The sequence below is a fragment of the Streptomyces sp. NPDC045701 genome (genome assembly GCF_056432045.1).
Map to the genome: position 1 here is coordinate 36051 of NZ_JBWKJV010000021.1, position 17683 is coordinate 53733.

At 73.2% G+C, this 17683-nt stretch carries 18 protein-coding genes and 1 pseudogene; 9 read left to right on the forward strand and 10 right to left on the reverse strand.

The genetic code is table 11. The annotated features are described in order from the left end of the window. Positions 1-14 precede the first annotated feature (14 nt). Both AC07DW_RS21640 and AC07DW_RS21645 read left to right on the forward strand, forming a co-directional pair. A complete protein-coding gene (locus tag AC07DW_RS21640; RefSeq protein ID WP_478859304.1) occupies positions 15-623 on the forward strand; it encodes a spherulation-specific family 4 protein in 609 nt (202 codons plus the stop codon). Continuing rightward, positions 620-1414 (forward strand): endo alpha-1,4 polygalactosaminidase, encoded by a 795-nt coding sequence (locus AC07DW_RS21645; protein ID WP_478859305.1) that lies wholly within the window; start codon positions 620-622, stop codon positions 1412-1414. Before AC07DW_RS21640 ends, AC07DW_RS21645 begins: the two co-directional genes overlap by 4 nt. A 21-nt stretch (positions 1415-1435) precedes the next feature. Here the strand turns inward: AC07DW_RS21645 and AC07DW_RS21650 are convergent, their stop codons facing one another. Both AC07DW_RS21650 and AC07DW_RS21655 read right to left on the reverse strand, forming a co-directional pair. Beyond that, entirely contained in the window at positions 1436-1639 is a 204-nt protein-coding gene (locus tag AC07DW_RS21650) for a cold-shock protein (protein WP_478859306.1), read from the reverse strand. Positions 1640-1713: 74 nt separating this feature from the next. Then, entirely contained in the window at positions 1714-2532 is an 819-nt protein-coding gene (locus AC07DW_RS21655; RefSeq protein WP_478859371.1) for an adenosylcobinamide-GDP ribazoletransferase, read from the reverse strand. 38 nt (positions 2533-2570) lie between these two features. Here AC07DW_RS21655 and AC07DW_RS21660 point away from each other — a divergent pair, with 38 nt between their 5' ends. Then, positions 2571-3347, forward strand: coding sequence for a hypothetical protein (locus tag AC07DW_RS21660; protein WP_478859307.1), 777 nt, complete (start codon positions 2571-2573; stop codon positions 3345-3347). On the opposite strand, the gene AC07DW_RS21665 is transcribed toward AC07DW_RS21660, so the two are convergent. The 4 genes and pseudogenes from AC07DW_RS21665 to AC07DW_RS21680 all read right to left on the reverse strand — a co-directional run bounded on the left by AC07DW_RS21665 (position 3275) and on the right by AC07DW_RS21680 (position 6704). Continuing rightward, a complete protein-coding gene (locus AC07DW_RS21665) occupies positions 3275-3982 on the reverse strand; it encodes a hypothetical protein (RefSeq protein WP_478859308.1) in 708 nt (235 codons plus the stop codon). The two genes, AC07DW_RS21660 and AC07DW_RS21665, sit on opposite strands and share 73 nt — an antisense overlap. Further along, positions 3979-4328 (reverse strand): annotated as a pseudogene (locus AC07DW_RS21670) (phosphatidylglycerol lysyltransferase domain-containing protein); the annotation flags it as partial. The gene AC07DW_RS21665 and the pseudogene AC07DW_RS21670, both read right to left, overlap by 4 nt. Positions 4329-4398: 70 nt before the next feature. After that, positions 4399-5487, reverse strand: a complete 1089-nt coding sequence (gene cobT / locus AC07DW_RS21675; RefSeq protein ID WP_478859309.1) for a nicotinate-nucleotide--dimethylbenzimidazole phosphoribosyltransferase — start codon at positions 5485-5487, stop codon at positions 4399-4401. A 17-nt stretch (positions 5488-5504) separates the two neighbouring features. Next, entirely contained in the window at positions 5505-6704 is a 1200-nt protein-coding gene (locus AC07DW_RS21680; protein ID WP_478859310.1) for a bifunctional adenosylcobinamide kinase/adenosylcobinamide-phosphate guanylyltransferase, read from the reverse strand. 80 nt (positions 6705-6784) lie between these two features. On the opposite strand from AC07DW_RS21680, the gene AC07DW_RS21685 reads away from it, so the two are divergent. After that, entirely contained in the window at positions 6785-6994 is a 210-nt protein-coding gene (locus tag AC07DW_RS21685; protein ID WP_478859311.1) for a hypothetical protein, read from the forward strand. Positions 6995-7097: 103 nt separating this feature from the next. Here the strand turns inward: AC07DW_RS21685 and AC07DW_RS21690 are convergent, their stop codons facing one another. The 3 genes from AC07DW_RS21690 to AC07DW_RS21700 all read right to left on the reverse strand — a co-directional run bounded on the left by AC07DW_RS21690 (position 7098) and on the right by AC07DW_RS21700 (position 9685). Continuing rightward, positions 7098-8174, reverse strand: coding sequence for a S1C family serine protease (locus AC07DW_RS21690; protein ID WP_478859312.1), 1077 nt, complete (start codon positions 8172-8174; stop codon positions 7098-7100). Between the two features lie 81 nt (positions 8175-8255). After that, the gene (locus AC07DW_RS21695) at positions 8256-9047 is read right to left on the reverse strand and encodes a methyltransferase domain-containing protein (RefSeq protein ID WP_478859372.1); all 792 of its coding nucleotides are present in this window, start codon (positions 9045-9047) and stop codon (positions 8256-8258) included. A gap of 41 nt (positions 9048-9088) precedes the next feature. After that, on the reverse strand, positions 9089-9685 hold the full coding sequence (locus tag AC07DW_RS21700) for a DUF3043 domain-containing protein (RefSeq protein ID WP_478859313.1): 597 nt from the start codon (positions 9683-9685) through the stop codon (positions 9089-9091). Between the two features lie 243 nt (positions 9686-9928). On the opposite strand from AC07DW_RS21700, the gene AC07DW_RS21705 reads away from it, so the two are divergent. The 5 genes from AC07DW_RS21705 (at position 9929) to AC07DW_RS21725 (ending at position 16332) form a co-directional block, all read left to right on the forward strand. After that, the gene (locus AC07DW_RS21705; RefSeq protein WP_478859314.1) at positions 9929-10732 is read left to right on the forward strand and encodes a PspA/IM30 family protein; all 804 of its coding nucleotides are present in this window, start codon (positions 9929-9931) and stop codon (positions 10730-10732) included. A gap of 12 nt (positions 10733-10744) precedes the next feature. Beyond that, entirely contained in the window at positions 10745-11023 is a 279-nt protein-coding gene (gene pspAA / locus AC07DW_RS21710; protein WP_189548471.1) for a PspA-associated protein PspAA, read from the forward strand. A gap of 154 nt (positions 11024-11177) precedes the next feature. Beyond that, positions 11178-12404: a sensor histidine kinase gene (locus tag AC07DW_RS21715; RefSeq protein WP_478859315.1), complete on the forward strand. Its 1227-nt coding sequence runs from the start codon at positions 11178-11180 to the stop codon at positions 12402-12404. After that, positions 12401-13090 carry a response regulator gene (locus tag AC07DW_RS21720; RefSeq protein ID WP_478859316.1) on the forward strand — a complete coding sequence of 230 codons (690 nt, stop codon included), beginning with the start codon at positions 12401-12403 and terminating at the stop codon, positions 13088-13090. Before AC07DW_RS21715 ends, AC07DW_RS21720 begins: the two co-directional genes overlap by 4 nt. Positions 13091-13218: 128 nt before the next feature. Beyond that, complete coding sequence (locus AC07DW_RS21725; protein WP_478859317.1) at positions 13219-16332, forward strand: efflux RND transporter permease subunit; 3114 nt, start codon at positions 13219-13221, stop codon at positions 16330-16332. A 99-nt stretch (positions 16333-16431) separates the two neighbouring features. Here AC07DW_RS21725 and nadA read toward each other — a convergent pair whose 3' ends face one another. Further along, positions 16432-17610, reverse strand: a complete 1179-nt coding sequence (gene nadA, locus AC07DW_RS21730) for a quinolinate synthase NadA (RefSeq protein WP_478859318.1) — start codon at positions 17608-17610, stop codon at positions 16432-16434. Positions 17611-17683 lie beyond the last annotated feature (73 nt).

Consider the following 17683-nt stretch of genomic DNA (forward strand, 5'->3'; position numbering starts at 1 on the left):
CGGAGGAAGCGCACGTGGACCTGTTGGTGCCCTACTACGAGCACCCCGCCGCCCGCCCCGCCCAATGGGACGCGATCGTGGCCGCCGCACCCCTGCTGTACGGGGTGGTGCTCAACCCGGCGAGCGGCGCGGGCTCGGCACCCGACCCCGCGTTCGTGAGCGTCGCCGACCGGCTGCGCGCGGCGGGGGTGTGCGTCCTCGGCTACACCGACACCGACTACGGCCGCCGCCCGCACGCCGACGTCCTGACCGACCTGGTCCGCCACCGCGACTGGTACGGCGCCGACGGCGCGTTCCTCGACCAGGTGCCCACCGATCCGGAGGCCGTCGAGCACTACCGGCGCCTCGGCGTGGCCGCCCGCGCGGCCGGCGCGGCCACCGTCGTCCTCAACCACGGGGCCCAGCCCCACCCCGCGTACGCCGAACTGGCCGACCTGCTGGTCACGTTCGAGGGCCCGTGGGACACCTACCGGCGACTCGACCTGCCGGTCGCCGACCACTACTGCCACCTGGTGTACGCGGCCCCGGCGAGTGCACGCCTCTCCACCCGCGTGAAGTGCGCGGTCCCCGGCACCGGGGCACATCCCTGGGGAACCCTCCCGTACCCCCTGGAGTGCCCGTGAACCGCCGCGTACCGCTCCTCCTCGCCGCCCTGGTGCTCCTGCTGGCCGGCTGCACCGGCACGTCCGACGACGAACCGGGCCCACCGCGCGCCGGCCGCTGGCAGCCCGCACCGGGTCAGCCGTGGCAGTGGCAGCTCAGCGGCCGACTGGATCCGTCCGTGGAGGCGCCGGTGTACGACATCGACGGCTTCGACCACCCGGCGTCGACCGTCGACGACCTGCACCGGCGCGGCCGCAAGGTGATCTGCTACCTGTCCACCGGCGCCTGGGAGGACTGGCGGCCGGACGCCAAGAAGTTCCCCGCCGCCGTGCTCGGGAAGGGCAACGGCTGGGACGGCGAGCGATGGCTCGACATCCGCCGCACCGACGTCCTCGAACCGCTGATGGCCACCCGTCTCGACATGTGCCGCGACAAGGGCTTCGACGCGGTGGAACCCGACAACATGGACGGCTACGCCAACCGCACCGGGTTCCCGCTCAGCGCCGCCGACCAGCTGCGCTACAACCGTCTCATCGCCCGCCTCGCGCACGAGAGGGGCCTCGCCGTCGGCCTCAAGAACGACCTGGACCAGATCCCGCAACTGCTCGAAGACTTCGATTTCGCGGTCAACGAGCAGTGCGCGGAGTACGACGAGTGCCCCTCTCTCAGCCCCTTCGTCGAGGCCGGCAAGGCGGTCTTCCACGTGGAGTACGAACTCGGTACGCGGGAGTTCTGCCCGCTGGCGAAACGGCTGAGATTGAGCTCGATGCTCAAGCGGTACGAGCTGGACGCCTGGCGCCAGCCCTGCTGACGACGTCCCTGGCGACGTCCCCTAGGCGGGTCCGACGTTCTCGGCCTGCGGGCCCTTGGGGCCCTGCGTCACGTCGAACTGGACCTTCTGCCCCTCCTGGAGTTCGCGGTACCCGGAGGCGTTGATGGCGGAGTAGTGGACGAACACGTCCGGACCGCCGCCGTCCTGCTCGATGAAACCGAAACCCTTTTCGGGGTTGAACCACTTCACGGTGCCAGTAGCCATGCTGATCTATCTCCTTCTTGGTGCTTCCGTCCGACTACCAGGGACCGAGGCTCCTCAAACCCGGCGTCGTCGGATCAGCCCAAGGTCAGCACGACCAGTGCCGCCGTTGCCGCCGTCTCCTCCACCGCGCCGAAGACGTCACCGGTCACCCCGCCGAACCGCCGCACACAGCGGCCCAGCAGCCCCTGCGCCGCCACCAGCCCCAGCACCCCCGCCGCGCCGTACCGCAGCGCGCCGTACGGGCCGTCCAGCGCGCCGCCCGCCCCGGCCGCGGCCACCAGGACCAGCAGGGCCACCGCCGCCGCGGCCCGCGCCGGGACGGTGCCCGCCACCACCGCGCCCAGCCCCTCGGGGCGGGCCGCCGGGACGGCGGTGCGGGAGGCGAGGGTCAGCGCCAGGCGGGCGACCGCGCCGGTGACGGCGGCCCCCGCCATGCCGTGGGCCCAGCCCTGCCCGGCGTACAGCTCGTGCAGCGCGGCGACCTGGGCGAGCAGCGCGAACAGCAGGGTGATCACCCCGAACGGCCCGATGTCGGACTGCTTCATGATCCGCAGTGCGTCCTCGGCGGGCTTGCCGCTGCCCAGCCCGTCCGCGGTGTCCGCGAGCCCGTCCAGGTGCAGGCCCCGGGTCAGCACGGCGGGCGCGGCGGCCGAGGCCACCGCGGCGAGCAACGGGCCCGCGCCCAGCAGCACGAGCAGCCCGCCGGTAGCCGCCGCGACGAGGCCCACCACCAGACCGGCGAGCGGCGCCCACAGCATGCCCGCGCGGGCCGCGTCGCGGTCCCACCGGGTCACCCGTACGGGCAGCACGGTCAGGGTGCCGAAGGCGAAACGTATGCCGTCGACGCTCGTACGGGCGCGGTCACGGGTGCGGGAAGTGGTCACCGCGCGCAGGGTAGTCGGTAGAACGCCGGACAACTGGAGCGGGTGGCATGGGGCACTGGTTCTACCGCAACATCATCGAACCGGGAAAGCTCCCGCTGCTCGTCGCCCTGGGCTCCTTCGTGCTGACCTTCCTGATCACCCGCACCGTCACCCGGCTGATCCGGGCCGGCAAGGGCCCCTTCCGCAACGTCCGGCCCGGCGGAATGCACATCCACCACGTGGTGCCGGGCGTGGTCCTCACCCTGATCGGCGGTTTCGGCGGGGTGGCGGTGGGACGGCACGAGGCCGGGGCCGTCGCCTGCGCGGCGCTCCTGGGCACGGGCGCGGGGCTGGTGCTCGACGAGTTCGCGCTGATCCTGCACCTCGACGACGTGTACTGGACCGAGCAGGGCCGCCAGAGCGTGGAGGTGGTGGTGCTGACCACCGCGCTGCTCCTGCTGGTCCTCGGCGGCTTCTCCCCGTTCGGTGTGGACGAGCTGAGCGCCGAGGAGCGCCAGGACCGCCGGAGCTTCATCCTCTCGCTGGGGCTGAACTTCGCCTTCGTGCTCGTCGCGCTGTTCAAGGGCAAGTTCCGGATGGCGATCCTCGGCCTGTTCCTGTCGCCCGTCGCGGTCTTCGGGGCGCTGCGGCTGGCCCGCCCCGGCTCGCTGTGGGCCCGCCGCTTCTACCGCAACCGGCCCAGGGCCCGCGCCAGGGCCCGGCTGCGGGCCTTCCACCACGACCGGCGCTGGGACGGGGCCAGGCGCCGCTTTCAGGACCTGATCGCCGGGGCCCCCGACCGCGTGCTGTCCTCGCGCCACCCGCCCGACGACGACCGGCGCTGACGCCAGGTCACCATCGCGGACACCACCAGCGCCGCCGCGATCGCCGCCAGGTGCTCCTTGCCGGCCAGGTTGCACTTCACCAGCACCTCCACCGCCATCGCCAGGACCACCGCCGCGCCCGTGACCCACGCCCGGTGGCGCCAGCACAGGTACACCGCCAGCCCCACGACCGCCGCCGAAGGCCCGGTGTCCACCACGTGCGCGTCGGAGGCGGGCAGCCCCAGCCCCAGCGGCGCGCCGGGCCCGAGGGCGATGCCCACGCGCGCGTACATGGTCCCGGCCAGCGTCGCGGTGTACGCGATCAGCAGCGTGCGCAGCCGGCCCAGGCACGCCTCCGCGATGCCGAACACCAGCAGGATCTGCGCCAGCGCGCCCCACACCGGCAGGTCGAGCGCCGGGACGAACAGCGACAGCGGCGTACGCAGCAGCGCCTCCCACAGCGGGTCCTCGGCGCACACCGAGCCGATGGCCTGCACCGGCCCGTACCCCCAGGGCCGGTTCTGCACCACCTGGAACACGGAGGTCAGGCACACCGCGCCGAGCGTCATGGCGACCGCCCGCCACTTCCGGGTGACCAGAGCGGTCCGCACCACCGCGTACAGCGCCCCCCACTCGCGGCGCGCGAACCGGCTCAACGGCGCCGGCCCCGCGGGTGCCGGCCGGTCCGCCCGGGCGGGCCGGGCGCCTGCGGGAACCCCTCCGCGCGGCCCGTGGCCGGGCCGATGCGCAGCAGGTCGGAACTCTTCTCGAAGAGCATGAATCGCGGCTCCCGGATCGGTCGGTACTCGGCGTCGGCGCGGTACGGCGACTCGATCCGCCACCAGCGGGAGCAGAGGCCCGGCAGGGAGCGTCACCGTCGCGGCCCGGGGCCCGCCCCGGGCTTCGCGCCACGCTCGATGAGACCGGCGTGGACATCGCGAAGTTCAGTGGCACGCGAGTGATCCCGGTCTCTCCGGTACGCCGGAGGAGCTCGCCGACCACGAGCCCCGTCCGGCGGCACGCGCCGGCCGCCGGCCGGGTCGCGCCGGTGGCCGCCGCCGCGGCAGCGGCCTCAGTCCTCGGCCGGCCGCTGCTCGGGCAACTGCTCCTGCGGCAGCCGCTTCTCCGGCAGGTCGGCCGCGAACGCCGCCGCCGCCTGGACGAGGGGGAGGGCCAGCAACGCCCCGGTGCCCTCCCCGACGGTGACGCCGTGGTCGAGCAGCGGGTCGAGCGCCATCCGGTCCAGCGCCTTCGCCTGTGCCGGCTCACCGCTCACGTGGCCCGCCAGCCACCAGTCCGGCGCCCGGAACGCCGCGCGCTGCGCCACCAGCGCGCACGCCGCCGACACCACGCCGTCCAGGATCACCGGCATCCGCCGCACCGCGCTCTGCAGCAGGAACCCGGTCGTCGCCGCCAGGTCCGCCCCGCCGACCGCCGCCAGCAGCTCCAACTGGTCGCCCAGCACCGGCCGGGCACGGCGCAGCGCGTCGCGGATCGCCGCGCACTTGCGCATCCAGGCCAGGTCGTCGATCCCGGCACCGCCCCGGCCGGTCACCACCGAGGCGTCCGTCCCGCACAGGGCGGCGATCAGCGTGGACGCGGGGGTCGTCCCGCCCACACTGAGGTCCCCGAGCACGACCAGGTCGGTGCCCGAGTCGGCCTCCTCGTCGGCGACGGCCATCCCGAGGCGTACGGCCCGCTCGGCCTCCTCGGGGGTCAGGGCGTCCTCGATGTCGATGCGCCCGCTGCCGCGCCGCACCCGGTGGCGCACCACGTCGGCGGGCAGCAGCTCCGGGTCGCAGTCCACCCCGGCGTCGACGACCCGCACCGGGACGCCCGTCCGCCGCGCCAGCGCGGCCACTGGGCTCGCCCCGTCCAGCACGGCCCGCACCAGTTCGTGCGCCCCGCGGGCGGGCCGGCCGGACACGCCCAGCTCCGCCACCCCGTGGTCGCCCGCGAACAGCACCACCCGCGGCCGCTCGACCGGTCGTACCGGGACGGCCCCCTGGGCGGCCGACAGCCACTCGCCCAGCTCGTCGAGACGCCCGAGCGCACCGGGCGGCACGGCGAGGCGCTCCCGGCGTTCCTCGGCGTCACGCCGCGTACCACTGTCGGGGCGCTCGATCAGATCGGAGAAGTCGTCGAGATTCAGCCTGCTCATTCGCTGAACAGTACCGGTCACCCCCGCAGCACGAGGGCCTGCCCGGCGACCACCAGGAGGACGTGCTCGCACTCGTCCGCGAACGCGGCGTTCAGCCGCCCGAGCTCGTCCCGGAAGCGCCTGCTCCCGGCGTCCCCGGGCACGATCCCCGCCCCCACCTCGTTCGTCACCGCGACGACCGTACGGGGGGTGGCGCGCACCGCCGCGACCAGCTCGGCCACCCGCTCGCGCAGCTCCCGTTCACCGGCCCCGGCCCAGGTCCCGTCGTCCCAGGCGCCGACCCGGTCCATCGCGTCGGTCAGCCACAGCGACAGGCAGTCGATCAGCAGCGGCGGCCCCTCCGCCCGCAGCAGCGGCACCAGCTCGCAGGTCTCCTCGGTACGCCACGACCCGGGGCGCCGGTCGCGGTGGGCGGTCACCCGGGCCGCCCACTCGGTGTCGCCCTCGCGCGTGCCGCCCGTCGCGACGTACACCACCTCGGGGAACGCCTCCAGACGCCGCTCGGCCTCCAGGGACTTGCCCGACCGCGCCCCGCCGGTCACCAGCGTGCGCCGGGGCACGTCGGGCACCGCGTGGTACTCGCCCACGACCAGCGTCGACCCGTCCGGCACGGCCCGCGCCCCGGCGGCGGCCAGGCGCCGGTCCAGCTCGCGGGGCGAGGGCACGTCGTGGTCCAGGTGCGCAGCGACCACGTCCGTCGCGGGGCCCACCCCGCCGGCGGCCCGCAGCCGGGCCAGCCCGTCCGGCCGGGCGACCACGTCGGCGACCACCAGGTCGTACGGCCGCTCCGGCCCGGTGATCCCGGCGGGCGCGCCGCCGGGCGGCAGGTACAGCAGGCGCAGGCCCTCCGGCGACGTCACCTCGTACCCGGTGCCGGGCGAGTCCATGGGCACGGCCCGCACCCGGTGCCCGCTGATCAGCGTGAGCTCCCGCCCGTCCGGGACCCGCCCGGCCGCCGGCAGCCCCGGGGGGAGCTCCAGCGCCGGCCCGTCGTGCGGGTGGGTGAGCAGCACCTGCCGTACGCCGGTCAGCGAGTGCCCCGCCCGCGCTGCGGCCAGCGCGGCGCCGGGCGTCAGGTCGAGCAGCAGCGCCCCGTCCACGAGCAGCGCCGTGGCGGCACGCGCACCGTTCCCGAGGGCGGCGGCGCAGGCGGCGCAGGGGCAGTCGGGGCGGGGCAGGCCCTCGGGGGCGCCGGTTCCGAGCAGAGTCGCTTCCACGGGACGATCCTCCCGCGTCCCCGCGCGGGGTGCGCGCCCGGCTACGCTGCGGGCAGGAAACCGATCATCTGGAGGTCCACATGGCATGGACGTGGCGGTTCGAGCGGTCCGACGGCACGGAGGTCCAGCCGGCGGTCGAGCCGGAGGAGTTCACCACCCAGGGTGACGCGGAGTCGTGGGTCGGCGAGAACTGGAAGGAACTCAAGGACGGCGGTGCCGACCAGGTGGCCCTCTTCGAGGACGGCAACAAGATCTACGGTCCGATGAGCCTCCACGCGGAAGAGGTCTGACCGACCCCGGGGCCGGCGGCCACCCCGGCCGCCGGCCCCGACCGCGGCCGCACCGGCCCCCGGCGCGGGACGGCCGGTGCCGGGAACCGGACCGCCGGCACGTTCAGATTTCGCCCAGCGTGATCCGGGCCTTCGCCGAGCGGCCGCCGCGGGTGTACGTCACCGTCACCCGGTCGCCGGGCTTCGCCGAGGCCAGGGCCTCCAGCAGCGAGGTCATCGTGGTGATCGACTGGTCGTCCAGCCTGGTGATGATGTCCCCCGGCCGCAGGCCCGCGTCCGCCGCCGCGCCGCCCGGCGACACCTCGACGACGGCGACGCCGCCCGGCCGGTAGTCGTCGGTCAGGACGGTACGGCCGGTGATGTTCAGGGCCGCGCGGCCGGAGTCGGTGACGCGGCCGGTCCGGACGATCTGGTCGGCGACCGTCCGCACCATCGAGGCGGGGATGGCGAAGCCGATGCCCGGTGCCGCGCTGCCGCCCAGCTGCGGGTCGGCCGCCGCGAGCGTGGGGATGCCGATGACCTCGCTGTCCAGGTTGACCAGCGCGCCGCCGCTGTTTCCCGGGTTGATCGCCGCCGATGTCTGCACCATGTTGCCGATCGTCGCGCCCGTCCCGCCGCCCGACCGGCTCTCGCTGACGGTCCGTCCGGTCGCCGAGACGATGCCCTGGGTGACGCTGCCGGACAGGCCGAGCGGTGAGCCCATGGCCAGGACGATCTGCCCCACCTCGACCTTGGACGAGTCGCCGAACGTCGCCGGCTTCAGCCCCTCGGGGCGGCGGTCGAGCTTGATGACGGCGAGGTCCTGCTCCGGGTAGCTGGACACCAGCCTGGCGGTCAGGGACTCCTCGCCCGTCGCCACGGTCACCTTGAAGTTCTTCTCCCGGCCCACCACGTGGGCGTTGGTGACGATGTGCCCCTGCTCGTCGTAGACGACACCGGAGCCGAGGCCCGTCCGGGCGTCGATCTGCACCACCGACGGCAGGACGTCCCTGATGGCGTTGCGGTAGTCGTCCTCCAGCCCGGCCGCCCGGGCGGCCTCCGGTGCCGCGGCGCGGGCGGTCGCCGCCCGGGGCTCCGCCACCGCCGCACCGGTGGTCGGCGGGCCGGCCGAACAGCCGCCCACCAGGGCGGCCGCGCAGACCACGGAGGTCAGGGGCGCGAGCACACGAAGGGCATCCATGTCCGGAGTATCCCTTTTGCCCGCATAGTGCGGCGCTCCCTGCGCACCCGATCAGGGGTCACCCCCGGCGGGCGGCGGGCCTCAGCCCCGTACCCCGCACAGGTGCAGCAGCGCGGCCACCCTGCGGTACGGCTCCGTGCGGCCCGCCCGGTCCTCCGCCGCCAGCAGCCGCTCCAGCTCCTCCGCGGCGGGCAGCCCCTCGTCGTTCGGTACGTTGTCGGTGAAGACCCGCACCCCGTACCAGGCCTGCAGCGGCGCCGCGATCCCGGCGAGCGTCGCCGTCAGCGTCTCCAGCCGGTCGGCCCGCACCGGCAGCCCCAGCCGGGATCGGGGTCCGCCCTGCTCGGGCGAAGCCGGGAACTCGGGGGAGTGGGCGTCGGACTCGAACGCCGCCAGCGCCCCCGACCAGTCCCCGGCCAGCCCCGGCCGCATGGCCAGCGCGTCGGCGTTCCGCACGAGCAGCGACAGCAGACCGCCCGGCGCGAGCATCCGGGCGAGCCCCGCCAGCATCGCGTCCGGCTCCTCCACGTACATCAGCACGCCGTGGCACAGCACCACGTCGAAGCTGCCCGGCAGGAAGTGCACGCCGGTCTCCCGGCCGTCCCCCTCGATCAGCCGGACGCGCTCCCGGATGCCGGCCGGCTCCGTCGCCAGCGCCTCGCGGGCGATCTTCAGCATCTCCGGGTCGGACTCCAGCCCCGTGATGGTGTGCCCGGCCCGCGCCAGGCGCAGGGCCTGCGTGCCCTGGCCCATGCCCACGTCGAGTATCCGCAGCCGCTGCCCCACCGGGTACCGGGCGGATATCTGCTCGTCCAGCTGGCGTGCGACGAGCTCCTGGCGGACCGTGTCGCGCAGTCCGCCGAGCCCGTCCAGCCAGTCCCCCGAAGCGCCTCCGAACCCGGAGACCAGGGTGCTCAGGGCCGCTCTCCGCGCTTGACCTGCGGCTTGGGCAGCCGCAGCCGGCGCAGCTGGAGCGTACGCATCAGGCCGTACGCGACGGCGCCGCGCTTGGGCTCGTTCGGGAAGCGCGTGTTCAGCTGCTTCTTCAGCCGCAGCCAGATCCCGACGGAGTCCACGACGATCAGTGCGATCACCGCGAGCCACAGCAGCAGCGAGATGTTCTTCAGCTGGGTGTTGGGCAGGCTGGACAGGATCAGGATCACGACCGCCAGCGGCAGGAAGAACTCCGCGACGCAGAACCGCGAGTCCACGAAGTCGCGGACGAAGCGGCGGACCGGGCCCTTGTCGCGGGCCGGGAGGTAACGCTCGTCGCCGCTGGCGAGCGCCTGGCGCTGCTTCGCCAGGTCCGCGCGGCGGGCCTCGCGCTGGCGGCGCATGGCCTCCTTGCGGTCGGTCGGCACGGTCTGGGCACGGCGACGCTGGGTCTGGGCCTCACTCCGCTTCGGGGTCGGGCGGCCCTTGGGGGCCTGCGGGTCGCGGGGCTGCTTGGAGAGGTCCGCCGTCACCTGGTCGGTGGGGGCCTTCTCATCCTTCGAACGGCTACGGAACACAAAGCCCAAGGGTACGGGGTGCGCCGCACGGACCCCACCCCCGTGGGGAACGATCCGGCAACGGCCCGCGTCCCTTCCTCAGAGGGATCCCTACTCCTCGCGCCTGATCCGGGCCGCTCGCACTCGTCCTTGGGGAGGAGCGCATCCGCGCCCGAACAGTGCGGTAATGGATGTAGGGCCCGTACTGTGGGTTCTGTTGGAGTGCTGGAGCCGAAGTCCGTCAGAAGGGGGCGCGCGAAGCCCATGAGCGGTGTCATGAAGCGTATGGGGATGATCTTCCGCGCGAAGGCAAACAAGGCCCTTGACCGGGCCGAGGATCCGCGCGAGACCCTCGATTACTCGTACCAGAAGCAGCTGGAGCTGCTGCAGAAGGTGCGCCGCGGTGTCGCCGACGTGGCGACGTCGCGCAAGCGCCTGGAGCTCCAGCTCAACCAGCTCCAGGGCCAGTCCTCCAAGCTGGAGGAGCAGGGCCGCAAGGCGCTCGCGCTGGGCCGCGAGGACCTGGCGCGCGAGGCGCTGTCCCGGCGGGCCGCGCTGCAGCAGCAGGTCTCGGACCTGGAGACGCAGCACCAGACCCTCCAGGGCGAGGAGGAGAAGCTGACGCTCGCCGCGCAGCGCCTCCAGGCCAAGGTCGACGCCTTCCGTACGAAGAAGGAGACGATCAAGGCGACGTACACCGCCGCCCAGGCGCAGACCCGGATCGCCGAGTCGTTCTCGGGCATCTCGGAGGAGATGAGCGACGTCGGCGTCGCCATCCAGCGCGCCGAGGACAAGACCGCGCAGCTCCAGGCGCGGGCGGGCGCGATCGACGAGCTGCTGGCGTCCGGGGCGCTGGACGACCGGTCGGGCCTGCAGAAGGACGACATCCAGGCCGAGCTGGACCGCCTGTCGGGCGGTTCGGACGTCGAGCTGGAGCTCCAGCGGATGAAGGCCGAGCTGGCCGGCGGGACCACCACCCCGCAGCAGGCGCTGGAGGGCGGCACGGGCACCCCGCAGGACCAGGCCCAGCAGCAGTCGCAGCCCCAGACCCGGTTCGACAAGAGCTAAGGACGGCGCGTCATGATCGTCAGGATCATGGGGGAGGGCCAGGTGAGGCTGGCGGACAGCCACTTCGCCGAGCTCAACAAGCTGGACGACGAGCTGCTCGCGGAGATGGAGGGCGGCGACGGCGAGGGCTTCCGCCGCACGCTCCACGCCCTGCTGGACACGGTGCGCCAGCTGGGCGAGCCCCTGCCGGACGACGCGCTCGAACCCTCCGAGCTGATCCTGCCGGCGCCGGACGCGACGCTCGAAGAGGTCCGCGCCATGCTCTCCGAGGACGGCCTGATCCCCGGCTGACCGCCACCGGGCCCCACCCTCCGCGGGCGGGCCACCCACTCCAACACCCCCCGGGCCCCGCCCTCCGGACCAGCCGGAGGGCGGGGCCCGGCGGCGTCCTCGGGGTTCGGTTCTCCGCCTGACCCCGCCGGGGAAGGACGTACCGTCTTCTCCCGTGACCACTCTCGGAGAACGGTTCGCGCGCGGCCGGGGCTGGATGCGGGAGCATCCCCTCGCGTTCGACGGCGCCCTGGCCCTCGGCGTCCTCGTGTGCATGGTGGCCGGTTCGTTCGTCGACCGGCAGGGCGGGCCGCACGGCGGGCCCGAGTTCGGCGGGCGCACCCCCGGGGCGGGCAGCGTGCTGCTCATGCTGATCGGGGCCGCCGCCCTCGTACCGCGACGCCGCACGCCGCTGGGCGTCCTGCTGTTCACCGGCGTGGCCACGCTCGTCGAGCACATCGCCCAGGACCCGCCCGCCCCGGTCGCGATGAGCGCCGTGGTCGCCCTGTACACCGTCGCGTCGCGCACCGACCGCCCCACCGCCTGGCGCGTCGGCCTGCTGACGGTGACGTTCCTGACGGGCGCCGCGATGCTGTTCGGCTCCGGGCCCTGGTACGCCGAGGAGAACCTGGGCGTCTTCGCCTGGACCGGCATGGCCGCGGCCGCCGGCGACGCCGTCCGCAGCCGCCGCGCCTTCGTCGACGCCATCCGCGAGCGCGCCGAACGCGCCGAGCGGACCCGTGAGGAGGAGGCCCGCCGCCGGGTCGCCGAGGAGCGGCTCCGCATCGCCCGCGACCTCCACGACATCGTCGCCCACCACATCGCGCTGGTCAACGTCCAGGCCGGGGTCGCCGCCCACGTCATGGACCGGCGCCCCGACCAGGCCAAGGAGGCCCTCGCGCACGTCCGGGAGGCCAGCCGCTCCGCGCTCGACGAGCTGCGCGCCACCGTCGGCCTGCTCCGCCAGTCCGGCGACCCCGAGGCGCCCACCGAGCCTGCCCCCGGCCTCGCCGTCCTCGACGAGCTGCTGGACACCTTCCGGAACGCCGGCCTCCCGGTGGAACTGGCCCGCACCGACCAGGGCGCCGGCCTCCCGGCGGCCGTCGACCTCGCCGCGTACCGGATCATCCAGGAGGCCCTCACCAATGTGCGCAAGCACGCCGGTCCGGACGCCAGGGCCGAGGTGAGCGTCGTCCGGGTGGGCCGGACCGTCGAGGTGACGGTCCTCGACGACGGCGTACCCACCGGGCAGCAGGCAGACGGCGGCGGCCACGGCCTGCTCGGCATGCGCGAACGCGTCACCGCCCTCGGCGGCGCCCTCACCGCCGCCCCCCGCTACGGAGGGGGGTTCCGCGTCCAGGCGATACTGCCCGTCACGGCACGGACAGGGGAGACCACATGACCATCAGGGTGCTGCTCGCCGACGACCAGGCACTGCTGCGCAGCGCGTTCAGGGTGCTCGTCGACTCCGAACCCGACATGGAGGTCGTGGGGGAGGCCGCCGACGGCGCCGAGGCCGTCGCGCTGGCCCGCTCGCGGCGGGCCGACGTCGTACTGATGGACATCCGCATGCCCGGGACGGACGGCCTCGCCGCCACCCGGCTGATCAGCGCGGACCCGGACCTCGCCGGCGTACGCGTCGTCATGCTGACCACCTTCGAGGTGGACGAGTACGTGGTGCAGTCGCTGCGCGCCGGGGCCTCCGGGTTCCTCGGCAAGGGCGCGGAACCGGAGGAGCTGCTGAACGCCATCCGTATCGCCGCCGCCGGCGAGGCGCTCCTGTCGCCCGTCGCCACCAAGGGCCTGATCGCCACGTTCCTCGCCCAGGGTGGGCACGCGGACTCCGCGACGGGCGACGGCCGGGCCCACTCGGAGCGGCTCGCCGTGCTGACCGTACGGGAACGGGAAGTCCTCGTGCTGGTCGCCGGCGGCCACTCCAACGACGAGATCGCCGAGCGGCTGGAGGTCAGCCCGCTCACCATCAAGACGCACGTCAACCGGGCCATGGCGAAGCTCGGGGCCCGGGACCGCGCCCAGCTGGTCGTCACTGCCTACGAGTCAGGGCTGGTCCGTCCCAGGGTGGAGTGAGCGCGTACGTCCGCGTACTCCATCCGGTGTATGCGGGGGATAAGCAAACGGGACCTGGGGGCGACGGAACCTCCTCCTCCATGGCTGATCGTATGAATACCGCCGATCCGCCACAGAAGAGAGACCCCATGTCCTGGCTGTCCAGATTCAGCCTCGCGCAACGGGCCCTGATAGGGCTGATGTCCATCGTGGCGATCGTCTTCGGGGCGATCGCCATCCCGCAGCTGAAGCAGCAACTGCTGCCCTCCATCGAACTCCCGATGGTGTCGGTCCTGGCCCCCTACCAGGGCGCGTCCCCCGATGTGGTCGAGAAGCAGGTCGTCGAACCGCTCGAGAACAGCATCAAGGCGGTCGACGGCATCACGGGCGTCACCTCCACCGCCAGCGAGGGCAACGCCCTGATCATGGCCACGTTCGACTACGGGGACGAGGGCACCAAGCAGCTCGTCGCCGACGTCCAGCAGGCCGTCAACCGCGCCCGTGCGCAACTGCCGGACGAGGTGGACCCGCAGGTGGTCGCCGGTTCGACCGACGACATCCCGACGGTGGTCCTGGCGGTCACCTCCACCAAGGACCAGCAGGCGCTCGCCGACCAGCTGGAGCGGACCGTCGTCCCGGCCCTGGAGGACATCGACGGCGTCGGCCAGGTGTCGATCGACGGCGTGCAGGACCTCCAGATCTCCGTCACGCCCGACGAGCGCAGACTCGCCGCCGCGGGCCTGAACGTCATGACCCTGTCCGAGGCGCTCCAGGCGGGCGGCGCGACCGTCCCGGCCGGCTCCTTCTCCGAGGCGGGCAAGAGCCGCACGGTCCAGGTCGGCGGGGGCTTCACCTCGCTGAAGCAGATCCAGGACCTGGTGATCAAGCCCGCGAAGGGTGACGCCGTACGCCTCGGCGACATCGCCACCGTGAAGCAGGAGGAGGCCCGGCGGGTCTCCCTGACCCGTACCAACGGCAAGCCGAGCCTCGCCGTCATGGCCACCATGGACAACGACGGCAGTGCCGTCGCCATCTCCGAGGCCGTCCGGGACGAGCTGCCCGGGCTCCGCGAGGACCTGGGCGCCGGCGCCGAGCTGACGGTCGTCTCCGACCAGGGCCCGGCGGTCTCCAAGTCGATCTCCGGGCTGACCACCGAGGGCGCGCTCGGGCTCCTCTTCGCCGTCCTCGTGATCCTGGTCTTCCTCGCCTCCCTCCGCTCCACCCTGGTCACCGCGGTCTCCATCCCGCTCTCCGTGGTCCTCGCCCTGATCGTCCTGTGGACGCGCGACCTGTCGCTCAACATGCTGACGCTGGGCGCGCTGACGATCGCGATCGGCCGGGTGGTCGACGACTCGATCGTGGTCCTGGAGAACATCAAGCGGCACCTCGGCTACGGCGAGGAGCGCCGGAGCGCCATCCTCACGGCGGTCCGCGAGGTGGCCGGCGCGGTCACCTCCTCCACGCTCACCACCGTCGCGGTCTTCCTCCCGATCGGCCTGGTCGGCGGCATGGTGGGCGAGCTGTTCGGCTCGTTCTCCCTCACCGTCACCGCCGCGCTGCTGGCCTCCCTGCTGGTGTCGCTGACGGTCGTGCCGGTCCTGTCGTACTGGTTCCTGCGCGCCCCCAAGGGCACCTCCACCGATCCGGAGGAGGCACGCCGGGTGGCGGAGGAGAAGGAGAACCGCAGCGTCCTCCAGCGTGTCTACGTCCCGGTGCTGCGCTTCGCGACGCGCCGCCGCGTGACCAGCGTGGCCATCGCGTTCGTCGTCCTCATCGGCACGTTCGGCATGGCCCCGCTGCTGAAGACCAACTTCTTCGACCAGGGCGAGCAGGAGGTCCTCTCCATCAAGCAGGAGCTGCCGGCCGGCACCAGCCTGGAGGCGGCGGACGCCGCCGCGAGGAAGGTCGAGAAGGTCCTCGCCTCGGTCGGCGAGGTCAAGGACTACCAGGTCACCGTCGGCTCGTCCGGCTTCATGGCGGCCTTCGGCGGCGGCACCGGCGCCAACCAGGCCTCGTACCAGGTGACGCTCACCGACTCGGGGGCGTACGAGAAGGCCCGCGACCACATCGACGCCGGGCTGGCGAAGCTCGACGGCATCGGCGACACCACGATCGCCGCGGGTGACGGCTTCGGCAACCAGGACCTGAGCGTCGTGGTGAAGGCGGCGGACGCCGCCACCCTGAAGAAGGCCTCCGAGCAGGTGCGTACGGAGGTCGCCGGACTGAAGGACGTCACCGACGTCCAGAGCGACCTGTCGCAGTCCGTCCCGCGCGTGTCGGTCAGGGCCAACGCCAGGGCGGCCGCGGCCGGGTTCACCGACGCCACGCTCGGCATGGCCGTCGCCCAGGCGGTACGCGGCACCCCGGCCGGCAAGGCGATCCTCAACGACACCGAGCGCGACGTCGTCATCACCTCCGCCGCCCCGGCGAAGACGATGGCCCAGCTCCAGCGGCTGCCGCTCGGCCCGGTGAAGCTCGGGGACGTCGCCGACGTCAGGCTGGTCCCCGGGCCGGTGTCGATGACCCGCATCGACGGCTCGCGTGCCGCGACCATCACGGCGAAGCCGACCGGCGACAACACCGGCGCGGTCAGCGCCGACCTCCAGTCGAGGATCAGCGCGCTGGACCTCCCCGACGGCGCCACCGCGTCCATCGGCGGTGTCTCGGAGGACCAGGAGGAGGCGTTCGCCAACCTGGGCCTGGCGATGCTGGCCGCCATCGCCATCGTGTTCATGCTGCTGGTCGCGACCTTCAAGTCGCTGGTCCAGCCGCTGATCCTGCTGGTCTCCATCCCGTTCGCGGCCACCGGCGCCATCGGCCTGCTGATCGCCACGGGCACGGCGATGGGCGTCCCGGCGATGATCGGCATGCTGATGCTGATCGGCATCGTGGTCACCAACGCGATCGTGCTGATCGACCTGATCAACCAGTACCGGGCACAGGGCCTCGGGGTCGTCGAGTCGGTCGTCGAGGGCGGCCGCCACCGCCTCCGCCCGATCCTCATGACGGCCCTGGCGACGATCTTCGCGCTGCTGCCCATGGCCCTGGGCGTCACGGGCGAGGGCGGCTTCATCGCCCAGCCGCTCGCGGTCGTGGTGATCGGCGGTCTGGTGACCTCCACGCTGCTCACCCTGCTGCTGGTCCCGACGCTGTACGCGATGGTCGAGCTCCGCAAGGAGCGCCGCCGCGCCAAGCGCGAGGCCAAGCGGGCGGCGAAGGCGGCACCCGCCGAGGAGCAGACCCCCGCCCCGGCCAACGCCTGACGGCCGGCCACCGGCGGACCGGCCGCACAACGCCCGAGGGGCGCCCCGCAACCGGCGGGGCGCCCCTCGGCGCAGGTACGGCGGGCGACGCCCGGCCGGCTACGGCAGCGCCAGCATCCGCTCCAGGGCGAGCTTGGCGAAGCTCTCCGTCTCGCGGTCGACCTGGATGCGGTTGACCAGGTTCCCCTCGGCCAGCGACTCCAGGGTCCACACCAGGTGCGGCAGGTCGATCCGGTTCATGGTGGAGCAGAAGCAGACCGTCTTGTCGAGGAAGACGATCTCCTTGCCCTCGTTGGCGAAACGGTTCGCCAGACGCCGGACCAGGTTCAGCTCCGTACCGATCGCCCACTTCGAGCCGGCCGGGGCCGCCTCCAGGGTCTTGATGATGTACTCGGTCGAGCCGACGTAGTCCGCCGCCGCCACGACCTCGTGCCGGCACTCGGGGTGCACCAGCACGTTCACGCCCGGGATCCGCTCCCGCACGTCGTTCACCGAGTCGAGCGAGAAGCGCCCGTGCACGGAGCAGTGGCCGCGCCACAGGATCATCTTCGCGGCGCGCAGTTCCTCCGCCGTCAGGCCGCCGTTCGGCTTGTGCGGGTTGTAGAGGACGCAGTCGTCCAGGGACATGCCCATGTCCCGGACGGCGGTGTTGCGGCCCAGGTGCTGGTCCGGCAGGAACAGGACCTTCTCGCCCTGCTCGAACGCCCAGTCCAGCGCCTTCTTGGCGTTGGAGGACGTACAGATCGCCCCCCCGTGCTTCCCGGTGAAGGCCTTGATGTCGGCGGAGGAGTTCATGTACGAGACCGGGACGGTCACGTCCGCGACGCCCGCCTCCGTCAACACGTCCCAGCACTCCGCGACCTGCTCCGCCGTCGCCATGTCTGCCATGGAGCACCCGGCCGCCAGGTCGGGCAGCACGACCTTCTGGTCGTCGGTGGTGAGGATGTCGGCCGACTCGGCCATGAAGTGCACGCCGCAGAAGACGATGTACTCGGCCTCCGGCCGCGCCGCCGCGTCGCGGGCGAGCTTGAAGGAGTCGCCGGTGACGTCCGCGAACTGGATGACCTCGTCGCGCTGGTAGTGGTGCCCCAGGACGAAGACCTTGCTCCCCAGCTTCTCCTTGGCCGCGCGGGCGCGCTCGACCAGGTCCGGGTCGGAGGGGGACGGGAGGTCGCCGGGACACTCGACTCCCCGCTCGCTCTTCGGGTCGGCCTCGCGGCCGAGCAGCAGCAGGGCGAGGGGCGACGGCTGGACGTCCAGGGGCTGGGCGGTGGTCACGTCACGCACCCTTTCTTTTCTGCGGAGAGCCTTTTCGTCTAATTGACGCTATCTATCATAACCGCTTCACGTC